Annotated in this window: 13 protein-coding genes; 6 read left to right on the plus strand and 7 right to left on the minus strand. The window is 40.6% G+C overall.

Annotation, left to right across the window (positions count from 1 at the left end; translation table 11 throughout):
* Nucleotides 1-136 precede the first annotated feature (136 nt).
* The 3 genes from HMPREF2573_RS04505 to HMPREF2573_RS04515 form a co-directional block, all read right to left on the minus strand.
* Nucleotides 137-1,228, minus strand: a complete 1,092-nt coding sequence (locus HMPREF2573_RS04505) for a type I glyceraldehyde-3-phosphate dehydrogenase (RefSeq protein ID WP_003656687.1) — start codon at nucleotides 1,226-1,228, stop codon at nucleotides 137-139.
* Nucleotides 1,215-3,089 carry a helix-turn-helix domain-containing protein gene (locus HMPREF2573_RS04510; protein ID WP_255360635.1) on the minus strand — a complete coding sequence of 625 codons (1,875 nt, stop codon included), beginning with the start codon at nucleotides 3,087-3,089 and terminating at the stop codon, nucleotides 1,215-1,217. The genes HMPREF2573_RS04505 and HMPREF2573_RS04510 overlap by 14 nt, the downstream gene beginning before the upstream one ends.
* A gap of 118 nt (nucleotides 3,090-3,207) precedes the next feature.
* Nucleotides 3,208-4,959 (minus strand): glutamine--tRNA ligase/YqeY domain fusion protein, encoded by a 1,752-nt coding sequence (locus HMPREF2573_RS04515; RefSeq protein WP_070472715.1) that lies wholly within the window; start codon nucleotides 4,957-4,959, stop codon nucleotides 3,208-3,210.
* Between the two features lie 201 nt (nucleotides 4,960-5,160).
* Here HMPREF2573_RS04515 and HMPREF2573_RS04520 point away from each other — a divergent pair, with 201 nt between their 5' ends.
* Both HMPREF2573_RS04520 and HMPREF2573_RS04525 read left to right on the plus strand, forming a co-directional pair.
* Nucleotides 5,161-5,670, plus strand: coding sequence for a peptidylprolyl isomerase (locus HMPREF2573_RS04520; protein ID WP_003666093.1), 510 nt, complete (start codon nucleotides 5,161-5,163; stop codon nucleotides 5,668-5,670).
* 1 nt (nucleotide 5,671) lies between these two features.
* On the plus strand, nucleotides 5,672-6,469 hold the full coding sequence (locus tag HMPREF2573_RS04525) for a UDP-2,3-diacylglucosamine diphosphatase (protein ID WP_065248906.1): 798 nt from the start codon (nucleotides 5,672-5,674) through the stop codon (nucleotides 6,467-6,469).
* A gap of 100 nt (nucleotides 6,470-6,569) precedes the next feature.
* Here HMPREF2573_RS04525 and HMPREF2573_RS04530 read toward each other — a convergent pair whose 3' ends face one another.
* Together HMPREF2573_RS04530 and orn are read right to left on the minus strand one after the other, a co-directional pair.
* Nucleotides 6,570-7,148: a YceI family protein gene (locus tag HMPREF2573_RS04530; RefSeq protein ID WP_003659394.1), complete on the minus strand. Its 579-nt coding sequence runs from the start codon at nucleotides 7,146-7,148 to the stop codon at nucleotides 6,570-6,572.
* A gap of 341 nt (nucleotides 7,149-7,489) precedes the next feature.
* A complete protein-coding gene (gene orn, locus HMPREF2573_RS04535) occupies nucleotides 7,490-8,077 on the minus strand; it encodes an oligoribonuclease (protein ID WP_003656697.1) in 588 nt (195 codons plus the stop codon).
* 184 nt (nucleotides 8,078-8,261) lie between these two features.
* Between orn and HMPREF2573_RS04540 the strand changes: the two genes are divergently transcribed.
* The 3 genes from HMPREF2573_RS04540 (at nucleotide 8,262) to HMPREF2573_RS04555 (ending at nucleotide 10,976) form a co-directional block, all read left to right on the plus strand.
* Complete coding sequence (locus HMPREF2573_RS04540; RefSeq protein WP_003656698.1) at nucleotides 8,262-8,924, plus strand: DUF2062 domain-containing protein; 663 nt, start codon at nucleotides 8,262-8,264, stop codon at nucleotides 8,922-8,924.
* A 326-nt stretch (nucleotides 8,925-9,250) separates the two neighbouring features.
* Complete coding sequence (metK, locus tag HMPREF2573_RS04545) at nucleotides 9,251-10,411, plus strand: methionine adenosyltransferase (protein ID WP_003661486.1); 1,161 nt, start codon at nucleotides 9,251-9,253, stop codon at nucleotides 10,409-10,411.
* Between the two features lie 220 nt (nucleotides 10,412-10,631).
* Nucleotides 10,632-10,976 (plus strand): DUF3144 domain-containing protein, encoded by a 345-nt coding sequence (locus HMPREF2573_RS04555; RefSeq protein ID WP_003659388.1) that lies wholly within the window; start codon nucleotides 10,632-10,634, stop codon nucleotides 10,974-10,976.
* Between the two features lie 64 nt (nucleotides 10,977-11,040).
* Here HMPREF2573_RS04555 and lolD read toward each other — a convergent pair whose 3' ends face one another.
* Together lolD and HMPREF2573_RS04565 are read right to left on the minus strand one after the other, a co-directional pair.
* Nucleotides 11,041-11,718, minus strand: a complete 678-nt coding sequence (gene lolD, locus HMPREF2573_RS04560) for a lipoprotein-releasing ABC transporter ATP-binding protein LolD (RefSeq protein ID WP_003659387.1) — start codon at nucleotides 11,716-11,718, stop codon at nucleotides 11,041-11,043.
* 8 nt (nucleotides 11,719-11,726) lie between these two features.
* A complete protein-coding gene (locus tag HMPREF2573_RS04565) occupies nucleotides 11,727-12,971 on the minus strand; it encodes a lipoprotein-releasing ABC transporter permease subunit (protein ID WP_003661493.1) in 1,245 nt (414 codons plus the stop codon).
* A 312-nt stretch (nucleotides 12,972-13,283) separates the two neighbouring features.
* Between HMPREF2573_RS04565 and HMPREF2573_RS04570 the strand changes: the two genes are divergently transcribed.
* Nucleotides 13,284-13,793 carry a copper resistance protein NlpE gene (locus tag HMPREF2573_RS04570; RefSeq protein WP_003661497.1) on the plus strand — a complete coding sequence of 170 codons (510 nt, stop codon included), beginning with the start codon at nucleotides 13,284-13,286 and terminating at the stop codon, nucleotides 13,791-13,793.
* The last annotated feature ends 13 nt before the right edge of the window (nucleotides 13,794-13,806 follow it).

Genomic DNA, 13,806 nt, shown 5'->3' on the forward strand with positions numbered 1-13,806 from the left:
GATGATAAATCATGATAAATTTTCATTAGTCATGATTTATCATCATTTGGGCATCTGACGATAGTATCTTCTTATGGTGATACAATGATTTTATAATAATTGCTTGCACAAAAAGAGGATAAAAATATCTATAACGCTACCTTAAGTCTGCCAGCTTTTGACACATATCAAGCAAACGGTTGGCATAACCCCATTCATTATCATACCAAGCATAAATCTTAGCAAGCTCACCTGCCATCATCAACTGCTGTCCATCGATAATCAAGGAATGGCTATTACCAATAAAATCACTAGATACCAAAGGTTCATCACAATAATCCATGATGCCCAAAAGCTGGTTTTGACTGGCTGTCATCAATGCATCTTTAATCTGATCTAAGCTCACTGTTTTGTTAAATTTGACAGTCAAATCAATCGCAGCAACATTAATTGTTGGAACTCGGATGGAATGCCCATTAATTTTACCACGCATCAGAGGTAACACTCGTTCGGTGGCATTAATGCTACTGGATGTTGTGGGAATGATATTATGACCACTGGCACGGGCACGGCGAAAATCACGGTGTGCTTGGTCTAATACGCTTTGGTCTGCTGTTACGGCATGGATCTCAGTCATCATAGCACTTTGGATACCAAATTTATCATCAAGTACAGATAATAGAGGTACTAAAGCTTGTGTCGTACAAGACACCCCTGAGATAATTGGCAAATCAGCATGAAGCTTGTGATCATTGACCCCAATGACAATACTGGCATCAACACGATCAAATGGTGCTGCACCAATAATCACTTGCTTTGCGCCCGCTGTGCGATGGCGATTGGCATCGGCATAGGAACGAAATTGACCTGTGCACTCCAGCACAACATCGACATTCAGATCTGCCCAAGGCAAATACTTTGGCTCATCACAGCTTAGCAAAAGAATCTGATGTAATAACTCGCCTTTTGTGATCGTCAAATATGAGTTATCTTGATTGGTCGTTAATGAAACCTGTGCTGCATTATGATCACCTTGATCAAAACGCCCATGCGTGCTGTCAAATTTTAATAAATGCAAAAGCATTTGGTTATCGGCAATATCATTAATGGCGACAATTTCAATATGACCAAAAGTACTTAACTGTTGCAGATAAGCTCGAAGTATATTACGCCCAATGCGACCAAAACCATTGATGGCCAAGCGTAATTTTGGTACATTTGCTCGATGATGTGGGTTATTTGGTATCACGATCAGCGTCCATCTTTGAGGTATCAATATACGCCAAAGCCAAGCGTATTTCATTATAGCTATACTTTTCACGAAGTTCATCGTAAATAGGCTTAATTTTAAACCCATCGGCAAATTCGCCTTGAGCCTCCAAATGACGTATCGTATCTTTAATATCGGTGATTACTTCATCAGTTGGACGATAATCTTCGATGGCATCAGCACCCATCATTTTACCAATACTTGCCACATGATTGATGATGGTTGAAACAGCCAAACTACGCTTAGCAGCAATCTCTTCTAAATCCATCTTTTGCTGAATGAATTCATAAGTTGCATGAATGGTACTGGTTAGCCCATTGCTAAGAGTTTGTCCTGCTTTGGTTTGATTTTGTGCTTTTGTTTTTTGACCAAGCACGCCTTGTTTTTTAAGTGCTCGATATTTTTGGTTGGCGGTGATGACCTCAGGATTGGTTGTACCACCACACGCATGAATAAAGGCATCATAAATTTTGGCAAGCATCGATTCATCAAACAATTCAAACGCTTTGGCATGCTCAAAAGACAGCTCAATAAATCGCTGATCAATGCGTTGCACCCATTCATCCAGCAATAAACTTTTGATATTAAAACCCAGCAGTTTTAGCCCATCTAATGACCGTAAGCGAGAAAGTGCAACATAGCCTTGCCCCATCTCAAAGGTCTTAGATAAATCAATTTCGGCAGCGTCTAGAGTCATGCCTTGGGACTTATGCACTGTGATCGCCCAAGCCAAACATAAAGGCACTTGGGTATAACTTGCCAATACAGTGCCATCCTTATCCTCCACTGTCCACTCTTCAGGCTCTGCAGCAACCTCTCCACCAGTATTGAGCCGAATCAAGGGATAGGCGGTTTCAGAGATGTCAGCATCAGTAGCTTTATAGGCTTTACCTGATACGCCAATAAAGCCAACCACTTCGCCCATCGTGCCATTATACACACCCAAAAGGGGCAAATTTTTGACAAACATGACCTTAGCACCAATTGCAACCGTCAGCTCATCGGGGGCACGCACACTCTTTGACAGTGATTCTTGCAAGGGTTTTTCACCCATTTTAGCGGCACGATAAGTTATGGTCTTGGCAGTCAATTCATTGAGCTGTGTTTGATTGATGACATCCACATCAGTATTATGCGTATAAAGTCTGGTGCGGTTCAAGTCAATGGTATGATTTTGGGTGGATGTCAGGATATTAATCGCCTGCTGTGTCACCGATTGGCGACGGATTTGATTTAAAATATCATTCAAAGATAAGCCAAAACGCTGTTTTTCATCAGTGCCTGTTTGGCGATGCTGCTCGGTGAGATAACAGATTTGAAATTTACACTCACACCAAGCCTGCGACATAAAGGCGTATTTTTCTTTTGATGTTTCACCCTTATCGCCAATTGGTGGCAGCTGAAAAAAATCACCTGAAAAAATTACCTGAACGCCCCCAAAAGGCATCTCATTTTTTCGAAAATACTTTAAAACTTGATTGATGGTATCAACTTGCTTACTGTGAAGCATTGAGATTTCATCGATGATGAGTACCTTGGTGTTTTTGATGCGTTCAAGATATTCATCACGGGCGGCAAGCCTTTGAAGATTGACTTTCTCAAACTCATTTTGGATACCAATGCCCGACCATGCATGAACTGTCATACCATTCATGTGCGTTGATGCGATACCAGTGCTGGCTGTGACTGCGACAGGGATTTGTCGCACTCGCAAATATTCAATGTACTGATTGAGTACATAGGTTTTTCCTGCACCTGCTTGACCTGTCAAAAAAACATTTTGCCCTGTCTTTAAAATCGCAAGGGCGGTCTCTTGTTTCATAGCGTCAACTTGATTTATTGTATTTGATTAAGTTTTTTGGAGCATTTGTCTTATGCCCCCGTGATATCAACTTATCCATGACCAAAGCACACTAAAAGATGCTTTGGTCAACTGTCTTAGTCTGATAAGTGTGCAATTATTCAGGCTTAAAGCTGTCTTTTAAGCTTACGATCTGATTAAATACGGGTGAAGATTGCGTATGCTCAACACTATCGGCAATAAAATAGCTTTCACGCTCAAACTGAAACCGCTCACCAGCCGCTGCTTTTGCTAAATCAGGCTCAACCACCGCTTGATATACAGTCAATGAATTTGGGTTAAGGTGTCTGTTAATCCAAAACGCATCAGCATCAGCCCCTAAAGCATTCTGCGCCAAAGATGCATCAATTTCATCTTCTTCTAGCAATAAATGGTCGTATAAACGCACTAAAGCTGTAACACCATGAGTGGCAGAAACCCAATGGATAACGCCTTTGACTTTGCGACCTTCAGGGTTATTACCCAGTGTATGTTCATCAATCGTTGCAATCAATTCAATCACATTGCCTGCATCATCCGTCTTATGCTCACTGACTTTTAGGATATAGCTGTTACGCAGGCGAATCTCTGGATTATTTGGCGATAGACGCTTATAGCCTGCTGGCGGCTCAATCTCATAATCGGTGGCATCAATATAGATGGTTTTGGTAAAAGGAATTTGACGCTCCCCCATGTTCAAATGCGGATGCTTCGGCTGAGTTAGCCAAAGTGCTTCACCATCAAATTCTGCCAGTGTTTTTTCATTTTTAAGCTCATTAAATTTAGAGACAGCATCATCAAAATTTGTGATGGTCACCTTTAAAGGACGCAAAACTGCCATGCCTCGAGCGGTCGTCTCCTCAAGCGACTTACGCACGCTAAATTCAAGCATACGATGATCTACCAGCCCCTCAGATTTGGTAATGCCTATGCGTTCACAAAAATCCCTCAAGCCTTCAGGTGTATAGCCTCGGCGACGCATACCTGCCACAGTTGGCATACGAGGATCATCCCAACCTGATACCACGCCCATATCTACCAACCGCTTGAGCTTACGCTTTGAGGTTAGAGTGTGGTCAATATTTAGGCGGCTAAATTCATACTGGCGTGGCGGCACATCAAAGCCAACTTTTTGCACGACCCAATCATAAAATGGGCGATGGTCTTCAAATTCAAGTGTACATAAAGAGTGGGTAATACCTTCATAAGCATCAGATAATGGATGTGCAAAATCATACATCGGATAAATACACCATTGATCACCCGTTTGATGGTGGTGAGCATGCATAACACGATAAATCACAGGATCACGCATATTAAGATTCGGGTGCGTCATATCAATTTTAGCACGCAATACCGCTTCACCATCAGCAAACTTACCTTGTCGCATATCCTCAAATCGAGCCAAATTCTCCTCAATACTGGCATCACGCTGTGGTGATGGCACACCAACCTCAGTAAACGAGCCACGATTGGCACGGATTTCATCAATGCTTTGTAAATCTACATATGCATCGCCTTGTTTGATTAATTGGACTGCCCAGCCATATAATTCATCAAAATAGCTCGATGCATAGCGTACATCGCCTGCCCATTCAAACCCAAGCCATCTGACATCTTCTTTAATGCCATCAACAAAATCTTGTTTTTCGGCGGTGGGGTTAGTGTCATCAAATCTTAAATTGCACGCACCGCCAAATTCGTTTGCCACGCCAAAGTTTAGGCAAATCGATTTCACATGTCCAATGTGTAAATATCCATTTGGCTCAGGAGGGAAGCGTGTCAAAATGCTGTCATGCTTACCCGATGCCAAGTCATCACGGATAATTGTGCGAATAAAATCATTTTTTTCGGTTGGTTGTGTACTCATAATTCATTGTCCATGGTGATCAGTTTTAAATGCCATAATTAGATTATTTTAGCATAATTTTAGGTCTTTAAGCATGATTTTATAAATATAAAGCACCCAGAAAATCAGTATCGCCTTTAAATTTGCACAAGCACACCCCATAAATTTTATGCTATAATAAGCAAAATTTAATCCCATTCATTGATATTTTAAGGATACTTTATGGATATGCCTGTTGTAGAATTTGATACGACTTTTGGTCAAATTAAAATTGAACTAAATGCCGAAAAAGCACCCATCACGGTTGCCAATTTTTTGGATTATGTGGAGTCAGGTCATTATGATGGTCTAATTTTTCATCGTGTGATTGATGGCTTTATGATTCAAGGCGGTGGTATGGATGCACAAATGAACGAAAAACGCACTGGCACACCAATCAAAAATGAAGCAGATAATGGACTAAAAAACACCGTCGGTAGCATTGCCATGGCACGAACTTCCGACCCACATTCTGCCACCGCACAATTTTTTATTAATGTCAAAGACAATGACTTTTTAAACCATTCAAGCCCAACACCACAAGGTTGGGGTTATACTGTTTTTGGTCAAGTGATTGATGGCATGGATGTGGTAAATCAAATCAAAGGCGTGCCAACTGGTCGTTTTGGCTATCATGCTGATGTACCCAATGAGCCTATCGTTATCAACAGTGCCAAAGTGATTAATCAATAATATGCTAAACGCTGATTATTTTTTTACCACAAGACCGTCTGATATTCAGGCGGTTTTTGTTAGTGATTTGCACTTATCGCCAATGACGCCAAGACTAACCAAGGCATTTGTTCATCTGCTAGAAGACCTAAAAAACTTACCCAATCTCAATTCATTGTATCTTTTGGGGGACTGGCTGGATGCGTGGCTTGGTGATGACACCTACACACGGTTATCAGACGACCAAAAAGCCATACATTGGCTATACCCTGTCATTACAGCACTCAATGCCTTGGCAAATAATCATATACAAATCCTTGTCATGCGTGGCAATCGTGATTTTATGATTCGCCAAACACTTTGTGATACTTTTAAGGGCGTACTCATTCAAGAACCCTATCCCATCAACACGACCAAACACCGCATTCGCTTGGAGCATGGTGATGCATTATGCACAGATGATACGAGCTATCAGCGTTATCGTGCCATCATCAATCACCCTATGACAAGAATGGTGTTAAATCAATTGCCCTTAGCACTGCGTAAAAAGCTGGCAAATAATATCCAAAATCACTCACACCATCAAAAATCTCATAAACCGCCAAAGATCATGAATGTAAACCCATCAGCGGTTGATGCAGCCATGATAGATTGTGATATTTTATTGCATGGGCATACACATCGCCCAAATGTACATCATCATGGTCGCAAAATACGCATTGTTTTGGGCGATTGGCGTGATGATGGTCGTCACATTCATGCCGAAATTGGATTGATGATTGGTGAAGATCTGCAGCTTGCACAATTTAAGCATGGTTAAGCTTTTAACAGTGTTAATAAAAACAACATGTTAATAAAAAGAGCGTCATATAATATACGCTCTTTTTATTAAGGCTAAGCAAAATAGGTATGGATAGATATTAGTGAGCTTTTTTACCAGCTTCTACCTGAATATCAATACGAACATCTTTAGGCATACCCATATCTACCAAATAATTCATGCCCCATTTGGTGCGGTCAATCTTTGTCGTAAAATCACCACCACAAACCTCAGTATTTAACATTGGGCTTTGATAACAGTTAAATTTAGTCGCTGTTAAAGTGACAGGATGCGTTTTACCAAGCAAAGTTAAATTACCTGACACTGATTGTAACTGACGATTTTTGCCCGTCCCTTTGAAATAAAATTTAGTTGACACAAAACGCATGGTTGGGTGTTGCTCAATATTGAACAAATCAGCCCCTTTTAGGTGTTGTGTGAATAGTGATGAAGACGCAGTTAGGCTACTAACTGGGATGCTGATATCAATCGAGCCTTTGCCTGCTGCACGGTCAAACTGCATCAAACCTGATAACTCATAAAAGCCTGCCACATTGGTTGAGGTGCCAAAATGGTCAATGCTAAAACGCGCATTGGTGTGATAAGGATCAAGCTCATAAGTCGCTGCGTTAGCAAAACCTGCCACCGCCAATAATGCAATTAAAGATAATCTTTTCATAACATACTCCATATGGTTGTTAATCAATTAAATGAGCTAATAATTAAATGGACCAATTTAATATGATTGATTAAATAATATCTAAAATAATCTCAAAGCAAATTGCAAATTTCACTTACTATCTTAACCAAAATCATCTCAAATAATAAGCACCACTTTGATGAAAAAATTGTTGCCAAATTTTAAAATAGTTACGCAAAAACAAACTTAAAGCCACAACTTTTTAAAAGTTTTAAAAATGATATTTCATTGATTGGTACATTAAACTGTCAGACTTACTCAACTTTTAATAAAAAATCTCAATTTTTAATTAAAAAGTATATGAAAATATTTATTTAATATCAATTAAGCAATTTGAAAAAATGTGCTTGATAGTGGCGCAACTCTCGAATAGAATCACGGATATCGTCAAGTGCCAAATGCGTTCCTGTTTTTTGGTAGCCTGTGGCAATATCAGGACGCCAGCGGTAACAAAGCTCTTTGATACTTGAAACATCTAAGTTGCGATAGTGAAAATATCGCTCAAGCTTTGGCATTTGGCGTGCTAAAAATCTGCGGTCTTGGCAAATAGAATTACCGCACATCGGCGAGATACCTGCATCCACCCATTTAGATAAAAATTCAATCGTCTGTGCTTCAGCATCAGCAAGCGTTATAGTGCTTCGGCGGACACGGTCAATTAGCCCTGATTGTCCGTGCTGGTTTTTATTCCAATCATCCATGCGGTTTAAAACCACATCACTAACCTTAATGGCTAAAACAGGGCCTTCGGCAAGAATATTTAACTCATCATCAGTAACAATGGTTGCAATTTCTATAATGTCATCTTGTTGGGTATCAAGCCCCGTCATCTCCAAATCAATCCAAATCAATGCTTTTTTGGCTTTGGCTGAAGGCTTGGGGTGCTGAATTTTAATTTTATCGTTCATGTGCTTATTTTCTTTTTGAATTTTCTTTTTGAACTGGCTGTTAACTCACTTTTGGCATTGTATCACAGTCATCACAATCTCGCCATCATTGGCCAAAATTTCCCCACAATAACCGTACAACCATCGTTTTATACCCAAAAATTTGTTATAATTCACGACTTAATTCGCATTACAACCAACATCCATGCCTAAAAATAAACTCAAAGCCTGGCTGCCCACTCCCGAAAAACTACGCAAAAACCGTTTGATTGCGGTCTTTGCACCATTTTTGGCAGACCCTCGACTTTGGCAGATAAATCGCAGCTCTTTGGGGCGTGCTGTTTATGTTGGCGTGCTGGCGGCATTTTTTCCTTTGCCAGGCCAGATGCCGCTGGCATTACTTGGCGCACTATTCACCCGAGCCAATATTCCCATGGCGATTGCCTTGACTTGGATTACCAATCCTTTAACAGCCATTCCTATCTTTTGGCTGGCATATTCTTTGGGCGCAATGCTCTTGGGCGAACCCATCATTGGACTTCGTGCCATTGGGATAATTTTGACTGATTTTACACTTTGGGTGACTGCCGATGGTATCAATCCATTCACCGCACACCGTCATATTTTTTCATGGCAAGCCATGGCGATTGGGCTATTTTTATCTGCGATTACAACCAGTATTGTACTTGGCTTGGCGTTTCGTGCTTTTTGGAATTATCGCACTATTAAAGATTGGCAAGCTCGCCACGGCTATAACGCCAACGCCCCCAAATTTAAGCATCAAAAAGGTCATAAACAGCGTGAACAAGACCTAAAAACCAGATACAACCACCCAAAAGACGATAAAAGCGATCATTTCTCCATTTAAATAGACGCTGTCATCGTAATGCTTTGCTGTTTTGGCATGGCATGATTTGACACAAATCAAGCTACAAAGCTACTTATATTCATTTTTAAAAGCATGTGCTACCGCTCATTTTAATATGAATAATTTTCATTGGTATTTATGAGAATTTTGGCGTATAATTTTTTACCAAATACCTTGTATTAATGATTCGTCCATAATCATTGCCCTCTCTACAGTCTCAGACTAAGCCGTGATTATTTTTATTTGTGTGAACGGTATTTATTCTGTCAAGCCTAAAAAAGCCACCAGAATTTGCACAATTTTTATTTTTTATGAAGTGAAATCTTATGAACTACTCAGTATTTACCTCAGAATCTGTGAGTGAAGGTCATCCAGATAAGATGGCAGACCAAATCTCTGATGCACTGCTTGATGCCATTTTAACGCAAGATAAAGATGCACGAGTTGCCTGCGAAACTTTAGTAAAAACTGGTGCTGTTGTCTTAGCTGGTGAGATTAGCACCCATGCCAACATTGATGTTGAAACGATTGTGCGTAATACAGTCAATAAAATCGGCTACAATCATTCAGATTTGGGCTTTGATGGCTCAACTTGTGCGGTGATTAACATGATTGGCAAACAGTCACCTGAAATCGCTCAAGGTGTTGATAGACAGCGTCCTGAAGATCAAGGTGCTGGCGACCAAGGCTTAATGTTTGGCTATGCCACCAATGAAACCGATGTTCTAATGCCAGCTCCAATTCAGCTGAGCCATCGACTGATGGAGCGTCAAGCTCAGTTACGCAAAGATGGCACTTTGCCTTGGCTACGCCCCGATGCCAAAGCTCAGGTGACATTGCGTTATGATGAACATCATCAACCTTTGGCGGTAGATGCACTGGTATTATCAACCCAACACAATCCTGATATTAGCCAAAAACAGCTCCAAGAAGCCGTCATGGAAGAAATCATTAAAAAAGTCATTCCATCTCAGCTATTACACAAAGACACACTATATCACATCAATCCAACAGGTAAATTTGTCATTGGTGGACCTGTCGGTGATGCAGGTCTGACAGGTCGTAAAATCATCGTAGATACTTATGGCGGTATGGCACGCCACGGTGGCGGTGCTTTTAGCGGTAAAGACCCATCAAAGGTTGATAGAAGTGCAGCCTATGCGGGTCGTTATGTTGCCAAGAATATTGTTGCAGCAGGTCTGGCGGAGCGTTGTGAGGTACAGATCAGTTATGCCATCGGTGTCGCTGAACCAACCTCCATTTCGGTCAATACATTTAATACAGGTAAAATTAGCAACGCTGATATCATCAAGCTTATCCGAACTCACTTTGATTTACGCCCTTATGGCATTACTGGCATGCTTAATTTACTACAGCCAATGTATGAAATTACCGCAAGTTACGGTCATTTTGGTCGCCAAGGCGTAGATACCGCTTTTACTTGGGAAAAAACGGATAAAGCACAATTGCTGCGTTCTGCTCTTTAAATTGTTGGATACCGCCCTTTTATTTGGCACAAGACAGCATCAATAAAGTCTGTGATGATGACCAATCTTTAAGTAATCATCAAAATAAATCGGATAGCCTTGATATTAAGGTTGGATTTGATATCAAGGCAATTTTGTCTATTTGCGATGCAATTTATCTCTATTTGCTATGCAATTTATCAATAATAGCCCAATTCACCCTGCTAATTTAGGATAAAAGATGAGTGACAATCAAGAATTTAATGAATCAGAATTTCAAGATCAAATGCATGCATTTTTTGAGCGTGCTGATGCCGTCATTACGCTTGCCAACAGCCAGCTTTCGCCATCATCGCACGCAGGGCAAGTGGCAGCCAGCCTAAATTATGCAGCGGCAAGATTTGCCATCTCAGCGGCAACCATCGGCTTTGTCAAGGGCAGTGATCTTGCCAAAGAAAAAGATGACATTATCAAATTTTATACCGAAAAATATCAACAAATGCTCGCTGAAAACTTAGAACAGTATATCGAAAACTTTGACCAATACACTCAGCTTGCCAAAAACAATCCCAATCCATCTTTGTGATACCATCAAAAAAAGCAGGCATTTTCTCCTGCTTTTTTATGCTTTTTATCAATGATACATCAGTTTAATTGGCCCATTGACCACTTTTCATCTCAAGGACTTTATCTGCTTGGGATGCCAAATGCCTATCATGCGTTACCATTAATAATGCCATACCAAAAGATACCTGAAGCTCACTAAGTAGCTCAAAAACTGCCTGTGCATTTTCATCATCTAAGTTACCTGTAGGTTCATCCGCCATGACTAAGGCAGGCTTCGTAACCAAAGCACGTGCAATGGCTACCCGCTGGCGTTCACCACCTGACAGCTCGCTGGGTCGATGATGCAATCGATGCCCAAGTCCTACCCGATGAAGCAGTGCATTTGCTTCATCGGTTGCCTGCTTGATACTCACATCACGACGCATCAGCAATGGCAGAGCCACATTTTCAGTGGCATTAAATTCTGCCAGCAAATGATGGAACTGATAAATAAATCCCAAATAGCGATTACGCAGCTCTCCACGCTTAGTCTCATTAAGATGGGTAAGACATTGCCCTTTTAGCCAAACCTCGCCTGTGCTTGGTGTATCCAATCCACCGAGCAAATGCAGCAAGGTTGATTTGCCAGAACCACTACTACCGACGATGGCGATGCGTTCACCTGCCTGAACTTGTAAATCCAAACCTGATAGAACGGTGGTTTTAATTTTACCTTCATCATACACTTTGCTGATATTTTTGGCGTGTAAAATGGTCGTCATGCTAATCCTTATTCATATCTTAAAGTTTGTGCAGGCTGAATTTTTGACGCCCTTAACGCAGGATAAATTGTCATCAAAAAACTTAATAAAAATGATGCCGTTGTAATTAATACCACATCCACAATTTCAATCTTAGAGGGTAAAAAATCAACAGCATACACACTGCCATCAAATAAACTTACGCCAAAAATACGGCTCACAAATAATAAAATATCATTAATTGACAAAGCCAATGCCACGCCAAGCACTGTACCAACAACTGTACCAATCACACCAATAATCATGCCTTGTACCATAAATACTTGCATAATAAGCTTGGGTGATGCACCAAATGTCTTTAAAATGGCGATGTCTGATTTTTTATCAGTCACCAGCATAACAAGACTTGAGACGATATTAAATGCCGCAACAACCACAATCAAAAACAACAAAAGTCCAATCATTGCTTTTTCCATTTGGATGGCACTAAATAAATTACCGTGTGTGGTTGTCCAATCGCTTGGGAATAATGGCAATGAGTCAATGCCCGCTGCATTATTTGCCACTTGAGGCGCTTTAAAAATATCGTTTAGCTTCATACGCAGACCTTGTGCACCTTCGGGCAACCGAAGCATCACGCCAGCATCACGCATCCGCACAAAACCCATCATGCCATCAATTTCGCTGCTGATATGATATACCCCCACCAAAGTAAACCGCTTAAATCGTGGAATAACGCCTGCTGCTGAGGGTGAGGCTTCAGGCAAAACCAAGGTAACCTTATCCCCCAACTTAAGTCCCATGTCAGAGACAATGGACTCACCTAATATAATACCAAACTCGCCGATATGTAAATCATCCAAATTGCCTGCGGTCATATGCTCATCAATGATAGAAACTTGCTTTTCGTAATCAGGCTCAATGCCAGAAACCACGATTCCAGTCACCTGACCTTCAGCGGTTAACATACCTTGTAGTTGAATATAAGGGGCAACTGCTTGCACTTCTGGATTTTGCATTTTGATTTTTTCGGCAAGTTCTTGCCAATTTGTCAAAATTTCTGTTGAGGTAACTGAAGCTTGAGGCACCATGCCAAGAATGCGTGATTTAATTTCACGGTCAAAGCCATTCATGACCGACAAAACCGTGATAAGCACTGCAACCCCAAGCGTAAGCCCAATGGTTGAGATAAAAGAAATAAAGGAAATAAAGCCATTTTTACGCTTAGCTTTGGTATATCTAAGCCCAATAAATAACGCCAAGGGACGAAACATAAGCTGTGTTCCAAACGATACAATCGTGCTAGTTTAGCACTTTTTTGGACAAATACCAAACATCGCATAACAAATGAATCATCAGGTTGGTTTTGTTGCGCTTGTGTATCTGTATGATAAGTTTCTTGCTAAAACAGCTTTTTTATGTCAGAATATAGAAAAGGTATATACTTATATTTTTAACTTTAAATAGATCTGCTTTTTTATACCGATGATTTGGCATGAAGTTTATCGGTCTGATATGCTGGATATAAGTTTATCGGCTTGATATAAATTTTAATTAATCATCAAATTTTTAAGGAATTTATCATTATGAATATGAAATCATCATTAGTGCTAGTGATGCTGGCAGGCTTATCATTGAGTGCATGTAATAAAAAAGAAGAAACCATTGTTCAGCCCAATGAACCTGTTACCGCCACAGCTGATGCTGCTGTCGTTGATGCTACCGCTACCACTGGTACGCACCAGCCTGAGGTTGCTGTTGTTGATGGTGTGGGTGTTGTATTACCACAATCAACTTATACAGGTACTTTGCCTTGTGCTGACTGCTCTGGCGTTCAAACTGACCTAACGCTTAACTCTGATGGCACATTTATGATGAAGCAGGATTATTTGGGCAAGCCGAACGGTCAAGTAACCACTCAAGGTACTTATGACATCAATGGCGTGGATAATCAATATGTCCTACTACACCCTAATGATCATGCTGACACGCCTCCTTATTTGATTTATATGGATAAAGACAGTGTTCAATTTCGTGATTTAGAAAATGGCGAAACACCGACACCTAGCCACACCCTGCTTTTGGTCAATCCTTAAATTAAGCAATCAA

Origin of the sequence: Moraxella sp. HMSC061H09, from assembly GCF_001809255.1 — a bacterium.
GTDB classification, from domain to species: Bacteria; Pseudomonadota; Gammaproteobacteria; order Pseudomonadales; family Moraxellaceae; genus Moraxella; species Moraxella catarrhalis.

What these genes read in the sequence shown, in the direction of transcription:
- HMPREF2573_RS04515 (WP_070472715.1), bottom strand. Translation starts at nt 4,959, where the DNA reads ATGAGTACACAACCAACCGAAAAAAATGATTTTATTCGCACAATTATC.
- HMPREF2573_RS04520 (WP_003666093.1), top strand. Translation starts at nt 5,161, where the DNA reads ATGGATATGCCTGTTGTAGAATTTGATACGACTTTTGGTCAAATTAAA.
- HMPREF2573_RS04525 (WP_065248906.1), top strand. Translation starts at nt 5,672, where the DNA reads ATGCTAAACGCTGATTATTTTTTTACCACAAGACCGTCTGATATTCAG.
- HMPREF2573_RS04530 (WP_003659394.1), bottom strand. Translation starts at nt 7,148, where the DNA reads ATGAAAAGATTATCTTTAATTGCATTATTGGCGGTGGCAGGTTTTGCT.
- orn (WP_003656697.1), bottom strand. Translation starts at nt 8,077, where the DNA reads ATGAACGATAAAATTAAAATTCAGCACCCCAAGCCTTCAGCCAAAGCC.
- HMPREF2573_RS04540 (WP_003656698.1), top strand. Translation starts at nt 8,262, where the DNA reads ATGCCTAAAAATAAACTCAAAGCCTGGCTGCCCACTCCCGAAAAACTA.
- metK (WP_003661486.1), top strand. Translation starts at nt 9,251, where the DNA reads ATGAACTACTCAGTATTTACCTCAGAATCTGTGAGTGAAGGTCATCCA.
- HMPREF2573_RS04555 (WP_003659388.1), top strand. Translation starts at nt 10,632, where the DNA reads ATGAGTGACAATCAAGAATTTAATGAATCAGAATTTCAAGATCAAATG.
- lolD (WP_003659387.1), bottom strand. Translation starts at nt 11,718, where the DNA reads ATGACGACCATTTTACACGCCAAAAATATCAGCAAAGTGTATGATGAA.
- HMPREF2573_RS04565 (WP_003661493.1), bottom strand. Translation starts at nt 12,971, where the DNA reads ATGTTTCGTCCCTTGGCGTTATTTATTGGGCTTAGATATACCAAAGCT.
- HMPREF2573_RS04570 (WP_003661497.1), top strand. Translation starts at nt 13,284, where the DNA reads ATGAATATGAAATCATCATTAGTGCTAGTGATGCTGGCAGGCTTATCA.